At 60.3% G+C, this 17358-nt stretch carries 14 protein-coding genes and 1 pseudogene; 6 read left to right on the top strand and 9 right to left on the bottom strand.

Annotated features, from left to right (window positions below):
* The coding region (locus ACF8FG_RS24665; RefSeq protein ID WP_370593837.1) for a hypothetical protein at positions 1-81 on the top strand (81 nt) is incomplete at its 5' end.
* A 126-nt stretch (positions 82-207) separates the two neighbouring features.
* On the opposite strand, the gene ACF8FG_RS24660 is transcribed toward ACF8FG_RS24665, so the two are convergent.
* The gene (locus ACF8FG_RS24660) at positions 208-2751 is read right to left on the bottom strand and encodes an HWE histidine kinase domain-containing protein (RefSeq protein ID WP_318082082.1); all 2544 of its coding nucleotides are present in this window, start codon (positions 2749-2751) and stop codon (positions 208-210) included.
* A 227-nt stretch (positions 2752-2978) separates the two neighbouring features.
* Here ACF8FG_RS24660 and ACF8FG_RS24655 point away from each other — a divergent pair, with 227 nt between their 5' ends.
* Positions 2979-3596, top strand: coding sequence for a dTMP kinase (locus tag ACF8FG_RS24655; RefSeq protein ID WP_014590872.1), 618 nt, complete (start codon positions 2979-2981; stop codon positions 3594-3596).
* 40 nt (positions 3597-3636) lie between these two features.
* Here the strand turns inward: ACF8FG_RS24655 and ACF8FG_RS24650 are convergent, their stop codons facing one another.
* The gene (locus tag ACF8FG_RS24650) at positions 3637-4077 is read right to left on the bottom strand and encodes an Lrp/AsnC family transcriptional regulator (protein ID WP_318082080.1); all 441 of its coding nucleotides are present in this window, start codon (positions 4075-4077) and stop codon (positions 3637-3639) included.
* A 143-nt stretch (positions 4078-4220) separates the two neighbouring features.
* On the opposite strand from ACF8FG_RS24650, the gene ACF8FG_RS24645 reads away from it, so the two are divergent.
* On the top strand, positions 4221-7268 hold the full coding sequence (locus ACF8FG_RS24645; protein ID WP_392519319.1) for an aminotransferase class III-fold pyridoxal phosphate-dependent enzyme: 3048 nt from the start codon (positions 4221-4223) through the stop codon (positions 7266-7268).
* Positions 7269-7345: 77 nt separating this feature from the next.
* Here the strand turns inward: ACF8FG_RS24645 and ACF8FG_RS24640 are convergent, their stop codons facing one another.
* Positions 7346-8470 (bottom strand): mechanosensitive ion channel family protein, encoded by a 1125-nt coding sequence (locus ACF8FG_RS24640; RefSeq protein ID WP_076403103.1) that lies wholly within the window; start codon positions 8468-8470, stop codon positions 7346-7348.
* Positions 8471-8625: 155 nt separating this feature from the next.
* On the opposite strand from ACF8FG_RS24640, the gene ACF8FG_RS24635 reads away from it, so the two are divergent.
* On the top strand, positions 8626-8757 hold the full coding sequence (locus ACF8FG_RS24635; RefSeq protein WP_256559582.1) for a hypothetical protein: 132 nt from the start codon (positions 8626-8628) through the stop codon (positions 8755-8757).
* A gap of 16 nt (positions 8758-8773) precedes the next feature.
* Here the strand turns inward: ACF8FG_RS24635 and ACF8FG_RS24630 are convergent, their stop codons facing one another.
* The 5 genes and pseudogenes from ACF8FG_RS24630 to ACF8FG_RS24610 form a co-directional block, all read right to left on the bottom strand.
* Positions 8774-9832, bottom strand: a complete 1059-nt coding sequence (locus ACF8FG_RS24630; protein ID WP_041166962.1) for a diguanylate cyclase — start codon at positions 9830-9832, stop codon at positions 8774-8776.
* A gap of 445 nt (positions 9833-10277) precedes the next feature.
* Positions 10278-10595, bottom strand: a pseudogene (locus ACF8FG_RS24625) (TonB-dependent receptor domain-containing protein); the annotation flags it as partial.
* Between the two features lies 1 nt (position 10596).
* Positions 10597-12750, bottom strand: a complete 2154-nt coding sequence (locus ACF8FG_RS24620; protein WP_014590878.1) for a TonB-dependent siderophore receptor — start codon at positions 12748-12750, stop codon at positions 10597-10599.
* A 71-nt stretch (positions 12751-12821) separates the two neighbouring features.
* The gene (locus ACF8FG_RS24615; RefSeq protein ID WP_019438192.1) at positions 12822-13211 is read right to left on the bottom strand and encodes a DUF2946 family protein; all 390 of its coding nucleotides are present in this window, start codon (positions 13209-13211) and stop codon (positions 12822-12824) included.
* A gap of 425 nt (positions 13212-13636) precedes the next feature.
* Positions 13637-14509 (bottom strand): LysR family transcriptional regulator, encoded by an 873-nt coding sequence (locus ACF8FG_RS24610; protein WP_014590880.1) that lies wholly within the window; start codon positions 14507-14509, stop codon positions 13637-13639.
* A 101-nt stretch (positions 14510-14610) separates the two neighbouring features.
* Here ACF8FG_RS24610 and ACF8FG_RS24605 point away from each other — a divergent pair, with 101 nt between their 5' ends.
* Together ACF8FG_RS24605 and ACF8FG_RS24600 are read left to right on the top strand one after the other, a co-directional pair.
* Positions 14611-15024: a VOC family protein gene (locus ACF8FG_RS24605; RefSeq protein ID WP_010954206.1), complete on the top strand. Its 414-nt coding sequence runs from the start codon at positions 14611-14613 to the stop codon at positions 15022-15024.
* Positions 15025-15182: 158 nt separating this feature from the next.
* A complete protein-coding gene (locus ACF8FG_RS24600; protein WP_041166963.1) occupies positions 15183-16499 on the top strand; it encodes a cation:dicarboxylate symporter family transporter in 1317 nt (438 codons plus the stop codon).
* A gap of 131 nt (positions 16500-16630) precedes the next feature.
* On the opposite strand, the gene ACF8FG_RS24595 is transcribed toward ACF8FG_RS24600, so the two are convergent.
* On the bottom strand, positions 16631-17353 hold the full coding sequence (locus ACF8FG_RS24595) for a DUF4198 domain-containing protein (protein ID WP_318078983.1): 723 nt from the start codon (positions 17351-17353) through the stop codon (positions 16631-16633).
* Between the last annotated feature and the right edge of the window lie 5 nt (positions 17354-17358).

Here is a 17358-nt window from a genome sequence, read left to right as displayed (position 1 = left end):
GTGATCGACTGCCCGGTCGATTACAGCGAGAACGACCGCATCCTCAACAGCGAGCTGCGTGAGCGCGCCCTGGCGGTGTAAGCCCTGACAGGCCGACGCCGTCCTTTTGCCGGCGCGGCCTGGTGCTGCGAAGAGGCCCGTATAGCTGACAGTTATGTGTCGGCTTTACGGGCCTTTTCGTAATACAAGACTGCTGCTGTTTCCCATTCACCCCAGCTCAAGCAGACCTTGCAGGCTGGCCAGAATGGAATTGGCATCATATGGCTTGCGGGTGACGGGTACATGCTGCAAGTGCTCGGGAATGCTGATGCCGTCGCCATAGCCGGTGGCAAAGAGGAACGGGACCTGCCGGCGAACCAGCTCATCCGCTACGGAAATGGATGTTCCGGTGCCCAGGTTGACATCCAGTATTGCCGCATCCGGCTTGTGGCTGCCAAGCAGTTGCATGGCTTCGTCCTCGGAGCTGGCGGTGATCACGTCCTTGATTTGTGCATCGTTGAGAATTTGCTCCAGGCCGACTGCAATCACCAGTTGATCCTCGAGTATCAGTACACACAAGCCCGAGCGCGCTGCAAACGCACCGTTTGCACGGGCCAGAGGCGTGGCCGGGAGAGCGGTTTCTGCCGCTTCGGCTACGGAAAGGTGCTTGGCCGGGATTCTGAAAAAGCCTTGCAGGCCTTCGGGGTGATATTCCACTGCGCTGGTGCCACCCAGGTCGAACGGGATGCTGCGGTCGATCAGCACCGTGCCGAAGCCGCTGCGGCTGGGTGGGCGTACCGTTGGCCCATCACTTTCCCGCCAACTGATGGCACAAGCGTTGGTGGCGTCGATTGCCCAGCTCACCGAAAGCTTGCCGCCGGCCCGCGATAACGCACCGTACTTGGCCGCGTTGGTGGCCAGCTCGTGCAGCACCAGGGCCATGACCGAGTAAGCGCGCGCATCGAGGATGACGTTCGGGCCCAGCAACTCGATCATGCCGGCAGCCGTGCGATAGGGGGAAAGCTCGGCCTCCAGCAGTTTCGCCAGGCGCCCGCCACCGTCACCGCGCACCACTTGGTCATGGGCCAGCGACAAGGCCTGGATACGCCCTTGGAGCGTTGCCACATAGTCCTGCAGGGTCTGGCTTTCCGGGGTCGGATGGGCAACCAGTGCACCAATCAGCGACAGGATGTTCTTGACCCTGTGGTTGAGCTCTTCGTTGAGCATGCGCTGGCGCACCTCAGCTTTGGCGCGTTCACTGGCGAGCAGCTCGCTGTTGTGCAGCACCACCTCGACGATAGCGGTACGGATGGCATCGCCAAACTGGCGGTCCTGCTCGGTCCAGGGTAGCGACTGCTGGTGAACGGTTTCTTTCCAGATGGCGAAGCTTTTGCGTGGCGTCAGGCGGTCGCCCAACGCGCCGCTGTCATAGGTCTTGTTCGGGTCACCGGCCCAGTCGAGTGTCTCGACCACCTCCTTGCGGAAGAAGATCAAGTAATCCCTGGGGTGTTGCGACATCGGGACAATCAGCATACCCGACACATCATTAAAATACGCCTGGGCCGACGGGAGCACTGTCGACAGGCGATTGGACGCCCAGATTCGGCCTTCGCTGACCATGTCTGCCAGACGCAGCAGATCAGGCACGGCCGTTTGGGGCGGCGCCAGCCCTGCGCACGACCAGCGGCCTAGCAGCGACATGCCGATGCCGTCGCAGGGAATCAGCGACATCAACCGGGGCAGGCGTGCGTGGAAGAACCCATCAATGTCCGCCGCCTGGTTGGCGTCGCGCAGCAGGCTGTCCAGCGCTTTGTGGATGCGCACGGCGGCTTCGAGTTTTTGCCGGCTACGCAGGGTCTCGATATGCAGGGAGAAGAACTCACCGAACATCTCGGCGGCCACACGTTGCCCCATGGCCAGCGTGCGCGGTGCGTAGTGATGGCAGGCAATCATTCCCCACAGCTCGCCGTTGACGATGATGGAAATCGACATCGAGGCGCCCACGCCCATGTTGCACAGGTATTCGCAATGGATCGGCGAGACGCTGCGCAGGTGCGCGTAGGACAGGTCGAGCGGTTCGCCCGATGGGTCGAGCACCGGGTTGATGGCGACCGTATTGAATTGGGCGTCGGAGATTACCCGGATCGGGTTGCGAAGGTAGAGCGCGCGGGCCTGCTGGGGGATATCGGAGGCAGGGAAGTACTGGCCCAAGAAGCTTTCGAGGTCGCCACGCTTGGACTCGGCAACCACCTTGCCGGCACCGTCGGCTCCCAGCTGGTAGATCATCACCCGGTCGTAACCGAGCACCGCCCGGACAAAACGGGCGGCGTCGCGGAACAGCTTGCTGGTCTGGTCGATTTCGCGCAGTTGGGCAATCAGCGTGCGCGCCAGTTCAATCGGTTCGGCGATGCTCGCCCCGGCGGGTTCGAATTCGAGGATTGCCGTGCCTTTGTACAAGTGGGCGGCGATGTCGACGGCCTCGCCGTTGGGCAGCGTCACGCCGAAACTGAGCGCGGGACGCGAGGCGTCCCGGGTACGGGCAAGTGCGTTGCGAAGCGTATGCGTTACCTCGTCACCCAGCACCGCGTGCAGTTTCTGACCATTGATATCGCTTGCTACACCCAGCATCTGTGGGGCGTTGACCGAATGGCGCAGCACCACGGTCGCCGAGGCATCACAGGCCAGCAGGCAGCCATGGGGCTGGATGCTCCCGGGAATCTGGATGGGCTCCCGGTCGCAGTTGGTCAGGTTAACGTGGGGGTTGTAGGTCATTGGCCCGTGCCTGTGGGTAAGGGGAGGCGGGCAGCAGGTCCGCCATCGTCCGTCAGCCTAGCAGGCATTGAACGCCTTGGGGATGGCGGGTCGGGCAATGCCGGTCCATTCCCAAGGCAATGCTTTGGTTACCGCATTGGAGTACGGATGTGCTCCCGTCGAGAATCGCTTGAAGGCAGCTGCGATCAATGGTCTTATCCCGCGCTTGAGCCAACTGGTATTGCAAGATGAACCGCCCGCTGTTTATTTCCTTCGATGGGCCCAAGGGTACCGGCAAGACCACGCTGCTGGAGGCCGTCACTCAAGCGTTACGGCTGGACGGGATAAAGGTGATCCGCCTTTGCGAAAGAAAGAATGATCCTCACCGGGGCGAGACCATGGCCCTGGTCAACCATCTTTCCAGAAGCCCTTGCCAGGACCTTGAGTTCAAGGTTTGCGAGCGCTTCGCTGAAAGCCGAGCCTGGATTTCCCGACATGTACTGCCCAGGCAGCCCGCTGACAGCATCATCCTGATTGATCGCTGGTACCCCTCTGACGCTGCGTTTCGCCGTACAGTGCCGTTTGACAAGATCCTGCGCCTGAACCTCGAACGAAACGTGCAAGTGCCCGATTTGCATGTCGGCGTTGTCACGAAGCCTGAAACTTCATGGGCGAGGGCCGCGGCGCGCACGCGTGGGCTGGGCAGTACGGTGATCCATAACCTGGACGAACAGGTTGCCTGTACCGAGGCGTTCGAGCGTGCGGTTGCAGAGCAAGGCTGGGTGCTGTGCCGCAATGAAGGGACCGTCGACGAGGCAACGCGGCAGGTCGTTCGCGAGATTCAGGGCGTGCTTCGACACCTGTGAGGCTAGGGTGAGTATGGCCTATCTACTGCCTCTGCAGGCATCAGGCGCCTTGGCGGTCGATATCACGGCGCAGGACTACCGACGTGGTAATGTCATCCACTGATTCGTGACATGCCACGTTGTCGCGTACCTGGTTGAGGTCGTCGATCGTTCGGGTCTCCACTTCAACCACCAGGTCGAGCTGACCGCTCACCGACGAAACCCGCCGTACGCGCGCGTCCGTTGCCAACTGGTCGAGCAGCTTCATGGCAGGCGTGCGATGCAACGTCACCAGCAAGATCGCGCGTATCACGTTGGCGTCTATTTCGCCGATGTCAGCGCGATAACCGCGAATGACCCCGCTGCGTTCAAGGTTGGCGACACGCTCGGTGGTGGCACTTCGGGAAAGGCCTATGCGGCCGGCTAACGCCTTGAGCGCAATGCGCGCGTCCTTCGAAAGTACCTCAAGAATTTCACGATCTTTAGCGTCCAGGTCACGCATTGCAGCCCCTTGATAAGCTTGCCGTCATTATGCCGGTCGGAACCGGCATAATGCCTGTTGCGCCCGACCGTATGCAGGGTGTCCGTTTCGGCGGCGCATGACAAGCTATTGAAAAACAATCAGCGCGCTCGGAACCTGATGATATGACAGACCTTTCCCACCCGGCACCTCGGTTTTCGGCTAGCGATGCAGAGAGCCTTGCAAAAGATTTCTTCGATGTCACCGGCACTGCAACGCCCCTGGATGGGGAGCGTGATCGCAATTACCGCCTGGAGACTGGCGTAGATGCAGGCTGGATACTGAAAATCGTCAATGCCAGCGAGCCTAGGGTAGAAAGCGAGTTTCAAACCGCGCTACTCGATCACCTGGCTGTGCATGGCGCGCATTTGGGCGTACCACACCTGCGGGCCAGCGTGACGGGCGACTACCTGCCGTCTGTGGCCAGCAGCACCGGTGAAAAGCACGCTTTGCGCCTGGTCAGCTGGCTGGCCGGCACGCCACTTGCCAAGGCCAGACGCTCCCTGGCGTTGATGAGAAACTTCGGCCAGGCACTCGGTGAACTTGACCGTGCCCTGCAGGGCTTCATGCACCCGGGCGCAGTCCGCGACCTGGACTGGGACTTACGCCATGCTGCGCGCTCCCGTTCGCGGCTGCACTGCATAAAGGACCCTGATCGCCGGGCTGTTGCCGAACGCTTCATCGCCCGGTTCGAACAGACTGTACAGCCTAAGCTGGCTTCCCTTCGGGCCCAGGTGATCCACAACGATGCCAACGACTGGAACATCCTGGTCGATGCCGAAACGGCCGGTAACGTGACTGGCTTCATCGATTTTGGCGATGCCGTGCACACCGTTCTGATTGCCGAGGTCGCGATCGCCAGCGCGTACGCCATTCTCGACATGGACGATCCGATTGGCGCTGCTGCTGCGCTGGTGGCCGGCTTCCATGAGAAGTACCCGTTGCAAGCGCAAGAGCTTGATGTGCTGTTCAACCTGATAGCCATGCGCTTGGTTATCAGCGTGACGTTCTCCGCTTCCCGGCAGGATCAGACAGACGACAACCCCTACCTGGCGATCAGTGAAGCGCCTGCCTGGCGTCTACTGGAACAGCTCGATTCGATCAACCCACGGTTGGCCACCGGCATTTTGCGCAAGGCCTGTGGTTTCGATGCCATCGAAGGTGCGGGGGAAGTCCGCCGCTGGATTGCCGACAACCACAAGTCGTTTGCCGACCTGGTGCGCCCGTCAGCCGCCATTCTCGACAAGGTTATCGCGCCGTTTGGCGATGCCAGACATGAGATGACCATTGCCTCGGCCCAGCAGCGCCCGGCAGACGCGACGCGGTGGTGGAATGAATTCTCTGCCACGCACAAGGCCCCGCTGGGCATCGGGCCATGGGGCGAGGTACGTGCCGTCTATACCGACAGCGCCTTTGAGTCTCGCTTTATCAAGGGGCAGCACCGGACCCTGCATGTGGGGGTAGATTTGCTGATGCCAGCGGGTACGCCGTTGTACGCACCGATTGCCGGCACCGTCAGAAGCGTCGAGGTTGAGCCAGGCCCGCTGGGTTATGGCGGCCTGGTGATGCTCGAGCATACCCCGCCCGGTTGCCCGCCATTTCTGACGCTGTGGGGGCACATGGCCCACGAGGCGCTCAGCCGTTTGAAGGCCGGTGACAAGCTTGAAGCCGGCGACCTGGTCGGTTACATGGGCGGCGATCACGAGAACGGCGGCTGGATTCCCCACCTGCATCTGCAGGTGGTCACCGATACCCAGTTGCGCACGTGCGAGGTCATTGGCGTGGGTGAGCCAGCGTACCGCGAAGCGTGGGCCGACCTGTTCCCCAATGCCTCGGCCCTGGCCGGTATCCCGCCAGAGACCTACAGCCAGCAGGGCATGCCCAAGGCCCAGATCATTGCCAGGCGCAAGGAACTGCTGCTACCCAACCTGTCCATTTCGTACACCGATCCGATCAAGTTCGTGCGCGGTGATGGCGTATGGCTGATCGACAACTTCGGGCGGGCTTACCTGGACTGTTTCAACAACGTGTGCCACTTGGGCCATAGTCATCCCGACGTGGTCGAAGCCTTGACCCGCCAGGCTGCGCTGCTCAACACCAATACCCGCTACCTGCACGACAACATTGTCGAGTACGCCGAGCGCCTGACCGGCACTTTGCCCGAGGGCCTTTGCGTAGCATCCTTTGGCTGCTCGGGGAGTGAGGCCAACAGCCTGATGCTGCGTATGGCGCGCAACTTCACAGGCAGTGATCAGGCGATCGTGCTGGACTGGGCCTACCACGGCACCACTCAGGAACTGATCGATCTGAGCCCTTACAAGTACAAGCGCAAGGCGGGCAAGGGCAGGGCGGCGCATGTTTACGAGGCCGTGGTCCCGGACAGCTACTACGCCCCCGAGCAATGGCCGGTGGAAGCGCACGGCAAGCGCTTTGCCGAGTCGGTGGCAGAGCAGTTGGATGCCATGCGCAAGGCAGGCAAGCGCCCGGGGTTTTTCATTGCCGAGTCGATCCCGAGCGTGGCGGGGCAGGTGTTTTTGCCCGAACACTACCTCGAGGAGGTGTACGCCATGGTGCGAGCCGAAGGTGGGCTGTGCCTGGCCGATGAGGTTCAGGTCGGGTTTGGCCGGGTCGGCAGCCACTGGTGGGCATTCGAGACCCAGGGCGTGGTCCCGGATGCCGTCAGCATGGGCAAACCCATTGGTAACGGCCACCCGATGTCGGCGGTAGTGACCACGCGCGAGGTTGCCGATGCTTTCAACAACGGCATGGAGTATTTCAATACCTTCGCCGGTAACCCGGTGTCCTGCGCGGTAGGCCTGGCGGTACTCAATGCAATCGAGCGCGACCAGTTGAAAGAAAACGCCTTGAGTGTCGGCCATTACCTGCTCGAGGGCTTGCGCGAGCTTCAGCAGCAATTCGATGTGATTGGCGATGTGCGCGGGTTGGGCCTGTTCCTCGGCATCGTGCTGGTCACTGACCGCAAGTCAAAGGCGCCAGCCACGGCCCTTGCCAGAAAAGTGGCTGATGGTGCCCGGGAGCGCGGCGTGTTGATCGGCACCGAAGGCCCGCATGACAACGTGCTGAAAATGCGGCCTTCGATGATTTTCAGCCAGTCCAATGCGGACTTCCTTCTCGAGGTGCTGAAAGACAGCTTCATCGCGGCGCTGAAATAGCGTTTCAGCGCGGGCAGGGCGTGCGCATGTGCACGCCCTGCGGCGCACCTATCTGACGAACCGGGCAGGTGCCAGCATCAAGCACCTCTGATGCTCAGGCCTTCGCGAGCCTGGCCATGCAGGCCGGAGGCCTCTGGCAATGCCGTGACCTTGATCGCGCGCACCGGCACGGCGAACTTGGCGCCGATTTGCGAGAACCGCTCCAGCAGCCTGAAGTTGATCGCCTGCTGAATGTCCATGTAAAGGTTGTAGCCTGGGTCCTGGACGATGTAGACACACTCGAACTCCAGTGCCTCTTTGCCGAAGCCGCGCAGGTGAGCGCGATCGAAACGCGCCTGTTCCTGGGCCTTGATGGCGTCTTCGACGATGGCTGGCGCTTTCTTAACGGCCTCGGTGGGCGTGTCGTAGGAAAGTCCGAACTCGAACACGATGCGACGCTCTTGCAGGCGCTTGTAATTCTGGATGGTGCTGCTGATCATGCTGGCGTTGGCCATGACGATCTGTTCGCCGCCGAGGCTGCGGATGCGTGTGGTTTTGAGGCCGACGTGCTCAACGGTGCCCGCCAGGGGCCCGATGACGATGAAGTCACCGATCTCGAACGGCTTGTCCACGGCGATCGACAACGAAGCGAACAGGTCGCCAAGGATATTCTGCACAGCCAGCGCCACTGCGATGCCGCCCACGCCCAGGCTGGCGACGAAGGCGGTGATGTTCACCCCCAGGTTCGACAGCATCGCCAGCACTACGACTGACCACAACAGGACCCGCGCGCCCCAGGCCGAAAGGGTTGCCAGTGCACTGCCCTGGTTCAGGCCGTCGGTACGGTGGCGGGCAAAGTAGCGGCTCAGGCCCATGCCTATGGCGCGGTTGGCCCACAGGCCAATCTGCAAGGCAGCGACCACGAACCACAGGCTGCTGACCCTGCTCAGCCAGCGCTCGGGCAGGTCGAGCATGCTCAGGCCTACCAGTAATGAGGCTAGCAACAACAGAACGTTACTGGTGCCGGAAAGCACCTTGGCCATTATCTGGCTCAAGGGGCCCTCGTGTTCGGACCAGCGCCGCACCCGGCGCATCAGGAAACTGATGGTGGCACGGGCGACCAGGAAGATCACGATGGCGACTGTCAGCGCCACCAGCAGATTGAGAATGGAGATGCCGAAAACGGTGGTTTCGGTGAAAAGCGCGATGATGCGGTCGTTCATGAGTACCTCGCCTCTGGGTTGATTTGCCAAGGTGCTTTCTTGGGACGTCAAAGAGGCGCGACAGGTCGATCGGATTTCACCACGCTGGGCTGACTGAGTCAGTCCCGGTAGACTTTCTTCAATAACCGCAACAGTTTGTTCAGCATTGGCACGACTTGCGGGGTTCGATTGCCAACGCACGCTTGCCGCAACGGCTGCAGGCCCATGCCAACCTGCACCTGTTCGACGATGCCGTGCGCACGCTGCGCCCAGCCCCGGGTGACGCCGTGGCCCAGGACCCTGCATAGCCATTCTTTGGATGGACTAGTGCTGCTTGCGCAATGCCTCCTGCTCCGGTTCGGCGACCGTGACCCGGTTACGGCCCGATACCTTGGAAAGGTACATGGCGCTGTCTGCACTGCTGAGCAAGGCGCCGAGCTCAGTGGCAGGGGCCTTGGCGAACGCTAAACCTATGCTTGCGGTGACCGGGTGTTGCTCATTCACACACAGTTTGGCTATCCGGGCCCGCAGGCGCTCGGCAACCTCAATCGCCGTGTCTGGCGGCGTATTGGGCAGCAGGATGGCGAACTCCTCGCCGCCCAGCCTGCCGGCAATGTCGTTGTCACGCAGGCTGGTACTGATCGCTGCACCGATGCGCTGCAGCACTTGGTCGCCTGCGGCATGCCCGAACGTGTCGTTGATCTGTTTGAAATGGTCGACGTCCAGCATCAACACGGCCATGAATGTACCCGTATCCCGGCACCGGACGTGCTGCGCCGAAGCGTTGTCGAAAAAAGCACGTCGGTTGTTCAGGCCGGTCAGTTCGTCCGTGCACGAGGCCACCATGGCCAGCCGATGCGCGCGTTGCATTTCGTGTTTCAGGCGCCAGGCCGTCGTCAATGCCGAGGACAGGCTTTGCGTCGCGCTGACCACGAACCAGGCGAACACCAGCACCGCCAAGGCTATCCCTTGTTGCAGCGTGGAAGGTTGCAGCAGTAGCCAGCCCGTAGAAGGCAGCAAGACCAGGCCCATCGACACCAGGGTCATGTTGCGGTAGGAGGAGTAGCATGACACCGCGCTGACAGACATGCCGACGGCAAACAGCATGATCAGCGTCTGCCCCAGCGCGTCGTCTGCGGGCATTACGGCAAAGGCGCCCCAACCCCAGATAGCCGCCGACAGCATCAGCGTGACCCAGTAACGCCACTCCCAGCGTTCGGCCGTGCGCTGGTTGGCGGGTGCTCGCAGATAGGCGAAGAACATGGCGCTACGCACGCCGGTCGACAGGCCCAATACCGTCATCCAGACCATGACCCTTTGCTGGTCGAAACGCTCCCAGCCTAACCAGCACAGCATTACGGCGGCCAGGAAGCTGCCAAGCACAGCGGGCGCTGACTGAACAAACAGCTGTTCGAGCCGATCCCTCCGTACGGAGTGCGCTATTTCATCGCGGGGATCAAGGTTTGTCATGGCTGGTGCCGCCACTCGTGACCGGTAGCGGATACCGGCACTTTGACGGCGCCCTGGAAAAGCCTCCTGGCGTTCACATGTGATGCCCTTCGCCATGTTTGATTGCTGGATTCAGAAAGCGTTGCGGTAGGTGGTGGCGGTGCAGAACTGGTTATCACCACGGCTACGGCACCTGCGACGTTTTCCGCATTTCATGTCGTTGCGCGGATCCCTTTCTTGACCGAAGGCTAGGTTCCCCCTCGCAAGCTCCGTGTCACGAACATAGCCTGTTTTCCGCCACTTCGAAAGCCAATTGATCGCGAGGGCCAACAAGCGGTCGAGCAAGCCAAGGCAGCTGAGGGCGTTGCCAGACCCACGGGCGCCAATAGGCGACGCGGCCATCGACCCAACCGGCTGGCGTGAACGTGACACCGGTTTCCCAGCCTACGTTGATCGATGGAGAAAGGTCTTCGTTGCGCGGTGGCACTTTGTAGGCGGCTGCGCCCGTACCCACCTGGAACGTTCTATCCCAGTTGGCATTAAAGCTGGTGACCTTCCAGGGTGAATAGACAACGCTGAGCTTGGGCTGTTTGATCAGGCCGTAGTCGTTGATGTCGTAATCCTGGCCGGTCATCTCGTTGGTGAAGTCACCGCCGATCCTGTCCACGCGGTACGCCGGGACAATCTTCAGCGATTCATCAGTAGCGCCACTGCACAGCGACTTCCAGGCTGCGCGGTTCACCCAGGTAGTACTGGGTGTTGGTCTGGTGGATGAAGCGGGCATACACCTCGTCGGTGAGGTTGCGCAGCCGCGCGCTGACTTGCACGTGCTTGTCCAGGTCGTGGGTCATGGACAGTCCGTAGACGGTGTACGACGGTACCCATGCGGTATTGGCGGTGTTGGCGTACACCGATGAGACATAGCGGGCATCGGCCCCGACCTGCCAGCCGGGCGCCAGGTCGTAGGTCAACCAGAGGTTGGCCACGCGGTCGGGGATGTTGACCGGGTTCTTGCCCTTGCGCGAGTACACTACGCCGCCGATGGTCTCGTTGAATTCATCGTATTCGGCATTTACCCAACTGAAGTTGCCAGCCGCCAGCAGCTTGGGCGTCACCTTGAACGAGGCTGCCAGCTCGATGCCGGTGGAGGTCTGCTGGCCCGCCTGCTCGGTGGTGTTGGGCACGGTCGAGGAGGGCACGGAGATATCCTTGCGCACGATGCGATACGCCGCTGCCGTGGCCGAGCCGCGGCCGTCGAGGAAGTCAAACTTGCTGCCTATTTCGACCTGACGGCCGGTGCTCAGGTCGAAGTCGCCGACCTGGCTGATCGAGGCGCTGGTCAGGGTTCCGCCTGGTGGTTCGGCCGAGGTGCTGTATTGGGTGTACAGGCTAACGTTGGAGGTCAGGTCATAGACCAGGCCCAGGCGCCCGGTGATGGCGTCCCAGCGTCGGTCGAGCTTGGCTCGCGCCACATGGTCGACCACGTCGAAGTCGATATGGTCGTAGCGCAGCGCGGTGATCAATGACAGTTGATCGGTCAGGCGGGTACGGTTCTCGACGAAGGCCGAGGTGGTGTCGGTGGTGGTGGTTCTGCCCTTGGTCATGGGCGCGTCCATGCCGGGGATATCGAGGAAGTGCCCGGGTTCGAAGCCGTTCGGGTCAACCGTGTCGAACGCCCCCTTGGATAGTGGGTAGTTGGTTTGCTGGTTGGTGCTGTAGTCCATGCCGAACGCCCAGTCGCTGGCCAGGCCGAACAACTGGCCCTGGTGGGTCAGCTCGAGCTTGTTGCCGTTGACCTCCTGGTCGTGCCGCTGGCGATAGCCGCCCGAGCGAGCGGTGGCGCTGTTATCGGCGTTGTAGCGATACACCTCAAGATTGCGGTAATCGCGCTGGCCGTTGTAGTGGTAGAAGGTATTACGCAGTTGGGTGTTGTCGTCGAAGCGGTAGTCGGTGATCGAGCGCAGCCACCGGGTGCGCTGTTCGTAGCGACCGTCTTCGACGTTGTAGTTGTTGAAACGGTTGTGCTTGTCGATGTGCAGAGTGCCGACCAGAGGCTGCAATACCGGTGAGCCCCAGTAGGGGCTGTCCTCTTGCTCTTCCAGGTACTCGATGGCCAGCGTGTGCGAGAGCTGGTCGTTGATGTCGCTAAGCAGCGAGAAGGCCAGGTTGCCGGCCCCATTCTCCTGGCGATCGATATAGCCGTTGGTGCTGGTGCGGCTGTAGTCGAGGCGGGCATAGTGGCGTGGGCCGTCGCCCGTGTTCAGCGCCTTGTTGAAGGCGACCGACGTTTCCATGGTGTCGTAGCGTGCATAACTGACGCGCCCTTCGAAGGTGTCTTCGTCACGGCTTGCCAGCCGGGTGATGAAATTGAGGCTGCCACCGACAGCGCCGCTGCCGTTGAGGAAGGAGGATGGCCCGCCGAGCAATTCGACGCGGTCGTAGATCCAGGCGCCCACCGGGCGCGCCGCGCCGCCATACTGCAAATTGATGCCATTGAACAACTGGCTGATCTGAGCACCGTTGAACCCTCGGTACGACACATATCCCCCCCAGCCGGGCGGAGCCGAGGCGTTAACCCCGGGCAGTGCATTGGCGGCGTCCTGGAAGTTACGTGCGCCAATGCGCTCCATGGTCTTGCGGTCGGCAACGCTGACGGAAGCGGGGTTCTCCCTGGCGCTCAGGTTCAGCCGCGAGCCGCTTTCGATGGGGCGATCAAGGTCAAGGCGGGTTGCCTCCGTGGGTTGATTGGCTGCGGCCGTGACATTGCTGGCCGGCAGGGTCAGGGTGTCATCCTGCGCCCAGGCACAGGTTGCGCTGCCAACGAGCAGCGCCAAAGTGGTCATGCGGAACATGCAAGGCTTCCTGGCTGAAATCGGTGAGCACACGCCCGCTGCCGATCAGGCGGCACGGGGACATGGCGATGTCAGAACGCGAGAAGCGAAGCGGGAGAGGCGCGGGGATTGACCAGTGGCCAGCGCTGCTTGGGCAGGCGTGGCGGAGGTTGGTTGGGTAAGGGGCTGCCCGGCTCGCCGGTGAGCAGGGTCAGCAGGCCGAAAAAGACGGCCAGCAGTGTGGCGCTGAACAGGCTGGCGATCACGCAGTCACCGCCGGCAGGCAGGCTCGGATCGCTGAAGTCTTGCTCACCTTGGACCATGCCGCTGCTGTCGGCCGTGCACCAGGCGGCATCATCCATGCCAGCTAGGCGCAACCCGGCCATTTGCCCATGGCCCATGGCGCACAGCAACGAGCCGAACAGAATGCTGAAATACAGCACCCAGGCGACCTGTGATCGTGTGTGGTGGGCCAGCTTCATTGCAGGACTCGGCGTGACAACTGAATGATCAGGTTTAGAGGTTGGCGAGGGATTCTACATCTTCTGGTGCATCTGAACAGGGGGGATTTTTCAAGCACGAATATTCAATCGGGTAGTGCCGGGGGAGGGCCATCGCAGCAATGTCGGCTTCATGTACAGGCGCACCGAGACTCAGTGCTCACCGATGAGTTCGGCAGCAAGAGCGCGGAGTTCGTAAAGCACAAGTCCCCTGCTCGCGTGTACAAACAATCGCGCGGCATGCCGGCTGCAGCCGGGTTGAAATGCGCAGGGGTAACGAGAGATGGGTGACACCCTCGGAGATGTAGGCCGCCACTCCTGTTGTTGCCAGTATGGGCGTGGTGAGATCCGGCCCCGAGTCAGTTCAAGCATGATGGCTGAGGCAGTCAACGCAGAGCGCGAGTGATCTATGGGAAGCTGCAGTTATTCATAAGCTGTTCCTTCAAAACCTCCACCGCTTTAGGCCTTCTGGGGTTGGACTTGTAAAGCAGGACTACCTGGCGCATGTAGCGGTCAGCGTCCGACACTGGCGTTGCCTGTACGTCGTCAGTTTTCAATCCCGCCCATAGCGGGACGACGGAGGCCCCCATACCTTTTGCGACCATGATGTAGATTGCATCTAGCGCATCCAGATTGCAGAGGACATCGGGTTGCAGGTTATTGTCATTCAAGTATTGCTGTGCAATCTGCCCACCCCAGGCGTTTGAGTCATATCGAATCAGGTTTCGACCAAGAATCGTCGATCGGATGTCGCGCTTGTCAATCGGGTCTTTGGTCAAAAGCATCAGGGGTTCTTCTCGAAGCACCTGTACACGAATGGTTTTGGGGACGGTGAAGGGCGGACATACCATGATTCCCGCATCGAGCTCTCCGCAGGCTACTTGTTCGTAAAGACTGCGCGAGTCCCCTGGCGTGATGCGTAGCCTCAGTTGCGGGGCAATACTTGATAGCTGATTCATGGCCTCCGGCAATAGGCCTGTCAACGCTGTAGAAATTGCGCCGATCTTGAGGTACCCGGACAGGCTACTGGTGTCCAGATCCTCTTTCAGCTCTGCTGCCCCCTGGATCAGATCTCGAATTTTCGGCAACAACGACAGGCATTTCTCGGTAGGTTCGACAGCGTGTGCGCTTCGGTTCAGGAGTTCGCACGCCAACGATTTCTCGAGTGCTTGTATACGCTGGCTGACTGCAGGTGCTGTCAGGTTTTCCCGTCGAGCCGCCGCTGCAATCGAGCCAGTCTCTATCACCGCCATCAGGCTTTCGAGAAATCGAGTGTCCAAAACATTTCCTTTCGCTGAGAGATGGAAAAATGCGCTTTAGCACTTGCGCGAGGCTACGCTAACCTCCCCGAAAGTTCTATCAGAAACCAAAGAGGGTAGTTATGAAATCGTTATTTCATGTTTCATACCATGTTACAGATCTCGAAGCATCTCGTAACTTCTACGGTAACATTCTCGGCTGCAAAGAAGGCCGCACAAGTGAAACTTATGTGGATTACGATTTCTTCGGTCACCAGATTTCGCTTCACAAAGGTGTTCCTTTTCCAACGACCCGCACCGGCAAAGTCGGCGACCATGAAGTGTTGATGCCGCATATCGGCTTGGTGCTGCATCTGGATGACTGGTTCGCGATGGCAGACCGCCTGGCGCTTCATGGTGTGCAGTTCGACATACCGCCGGTTGTACGATTCCCTGGCCAACCGGGGGAGCAGCGAACGATGTTTTTCCTGGACCCCAGTGGCAACCCGATCGAAATCAAAGGGTTCAAGGACTTCGAAGGTGTATTTGCCACCTGATTGGCATGAACGTTTGGGACGCGCCTCCCGCTTTGTCTGCGTGAGATAAGAGGCGTGTATCGGTGAGTGGCCACTCAATAAAAATAACAGGCTCCAACGATGTGTTTGGCATTTTTGCCGGCCAATGTACAGTCCAAATTATAATAACTGGAGGACGTATGGCAAAGACTAGTCTGGTGACTAGAATTATTGCAGGTCTTGTGCTCGGGGTTGTAGTGGGGGCACTTCTCAATTTCTTTCCCGAGTATAAAGCCTGGATAATCAGCAGCCTTTTACAACCCGTTGGCGACATTTTCATCAAGATGATGAAGATGATTGTCGTACCCCTCGTATTCGCGTGCATGGTCGGCGCGATCGCAGGCAATGGTGATAGCAAGGCGATAGGGCGGGTCGGGGTGAAAGCCTTGTTCTACTTCTTTGTCGTGACCAGCATCGCAATTGTGTGTGGCCTGCTGGTTGGCAATCTTGCGCAGCCAGGCGTAGGTGCCAACTTGACGACCCTGGCAAACACCCAAACGCTCTCGCTTCCGTCTACCTCGGAGAACACAGGGTTTGGTCAAGTCATCCTCAACATCATCCCGGACAATATCGTCGGTGCAATGGCGCAAGGAAAGCTGCTGCCTGTCCTGTTCTTCTCGGTCATGTTCGGCTTTGGGCTAAGTGCTCTGGACAAAGAGAAGAAAATGCCGTTGATCGCGGTAGTCAATGCCATTTCCGCGACGATGTTCAAGGTGACGCATATCGTGATGCACTACTCGCCCATCGGGATCTTTGGCCTGATCGGCGTGACGGTAGCCAACTTCGGGCTTTCCGCGTTGCTGCCTCTGGCAAAACTGATTGCCGTCACCTACGTCGCGGTCATTCTGTTCGGCGTGGTCGTGCTGGGCGGCATCGCGAAGGTTGCAGGGATCAACATCTTCGACCTGATCAAGGCGATCAAGGATGAGTTGATCCTGGCGTTCAGTACCGCCGCCTCGGCGACTGTCATGCCCCAACTGATTGAGAAGGTCGAGGCCTACGGTGCGCCGCGTTCGATTGCGACGTTGGTTATCCCTACGGGATATTCCTTCAATCTGGATGGCGCATCGCTGTTCGTGGGCATCGGCACGCTGTTCATCGCGCAGCTCTATGAAATTCCCCTGAGCTTGGCTGACCAGGCGATGCTGATCATCATCATGGTGCTGACCTCCAAGGGCGCAGCCGGCGTCCCGGGTGCCATGTTCGTCATCTTGACCGCTACGCTGACCAGTGCAGGTCTGCCGGTGGAAGGTATTGCGTTCATCGCCGGAGTCTATCGCTTGATGGACATGCCGATCACGGCGCTGAATGTCTTGGGCAACGCACTGGCGCCTCTGGTTGTGGCGAAGTGGGAGAACCAATACCGGATGCCTGCTGCTCCGGTTGTAGTTCCCGAGGAGCGCCCGCAAGTGTTGACCTGTTCACTTGGCGCTGGGGGCTCGGCAAAAACGACCTAGTGTGTCATCGACATGATCGCCCTGCATGTGATGCAAGTGCCCATCATGCAGGTAATCGACTTGCAGGCACTCATTGCGAACGTCTCTAACTGCCATACCTCGGCCGTCACGGCCGAGGTAGGTCACTTATGTTACTCGTGGTGCGGCTCACCCAGGAATGTCAGTGAACTGAACAGACTCTGCTGGGCCACGGGGCTGCCGTCTGCCATTGGCAGGGTAGCCTGTGCCGCGATGATGTTGAGTCCTTCATTGCGTACGGTGATCCGTGCCCGGCCTTGCTTGTCCGTGGTGGCGCTGACCTGGTGAGGGGCGCTCCGATAATCGCCCTGCAGCGGGATATCAGCAGCCGGTTTGCCATCGAGCAGTACCTGCACTTCCAGCGTCTTGCCTGGCCCGACTTGCAGAGGGTCGCTCAGGGGAACGATCGCCAAACGCAGCATGTCCAGTTTCGGCAGGCGAGCACCGCTCTGGTAGATCGCCAGGCTGTATTTCAAGCTGTGGGTGGAGGCGATCGCATCCTTGACGTGGGTGCGATCCTGACTGACCCATTGCTTGTCCGGGCGCTGCGACCAAGGCCCGTTGTCCAGCAGCACGGCAAGTGCTGCAGGCGGGGTAAGTGGTCGCAGCACGGCATGATCCGCCAGCCGCTCGACCGTGACCGGGACCATGTTCCCGGTCGCGTCGAACGCCCAGGCGCGCTTGATCTTTTCCGCCTTGTAGGTGTTATCCTCGGCGCCGTGGCCGTACACGGCCTCGATATTGCCACGTCGCTCCTCGGTCCACAGGCCGTGGGCGCCTGCGTGGACGCTGACCATCAGGGTCAACAGGGACGCGACTTTCAACGATGGATGCATGATGG

It is taken from the genome of Pseudomonas sp. YQ_6 (assembly GCF_043103245.1).
GTDB lineage: Bacteria > Pseudomonadota > Gammaproteobacteria > Pseudomonadales > Pseudomonadaceae > Aquipseudomonas > Aquipseudomonas alloputida.
The sequence above is the reverse complement of the archived record's forward strand: the minus strand, read 5'-3'. Positions and strand labels throughout refer to the sequence as shown.

Excerpts from the sequence above, each read along its gene's own strand:
- ACF8FG_RS24620 (WP_014590878.1), bottom strand. The coding sequence starts at position 12,750 with ATGTTCCGCATGACCACTTTGGCGCTGCTCGTTGGCAGCGCAACCTGT.
- ACF8FG_RS24600 (WP_041166963.1), top strand. The coding sequence starts at position 15,183 with ATGGCAAAGACTAGTCTGGTGACTAGAATTATTGCAGGTCTTGTGCTC.
- ACF8FG_RS24615 (WP_019438192.1), bottom strand. The coding sequence starts at position 13,211 with ATGAAGCTGGCCCACCACACACGATCACAGGTCGCCTGGGTGCTGTAT.
- ACF8FG_RS24645 (WP_392519319.1), top strand. The coding sequence starts at position 4,221 with ATGACAGACCTTTCCCACCCGGCACCTCGGTTTTCGGCTAGCGATGCA.
- ACF8FG_RS24650 (WP_318082080.1), bottom strand. The coding sequence starts at position 4,077 with ATGCGTGACCTGGACGCTAAAGATCGTGAAATTCTTGAGGTACTTTCG.
- ACF8FG_RS24660 (WP_318082082.1), bottom strand. The coding sequence starts at position 2,751 with ATGACCTACAACCCCCACGTTAACCTGACCAACTGCGACCGGGAGCCC.
- ACF8FG_RS24655 (WP_014590872.1), top strand. The coding sequence starts at position 2,979 with ATGAACCGCCCGCTGTTTATTTCCTTCGATGGGCCCAAGGGTACCGGC.
- ACF8FG_RS24595 (WP_318078983.1), bottom strand. The coding sequence starts at position 17,353 with ATGCATCCATCGTTGAAAGTCGCGTCCCTGTTGACCCTGATGGTCAGC.
- ACF8FG_RS24605 (WP_010954206.1), top strand. The coding sequence starts at position 14,611 with ATGAAATCGTTATTTCATGTTTCATACCATGTTACAGATCTCGAAGCA.
- ACF8FG_RS24640 (WP_076403103.1), bottom strand. The coding sequence starts at position 8,470 with ATGAACGACCGCATCATCGCGCTTTTCACCGAAACCACCGTTTTCGGC.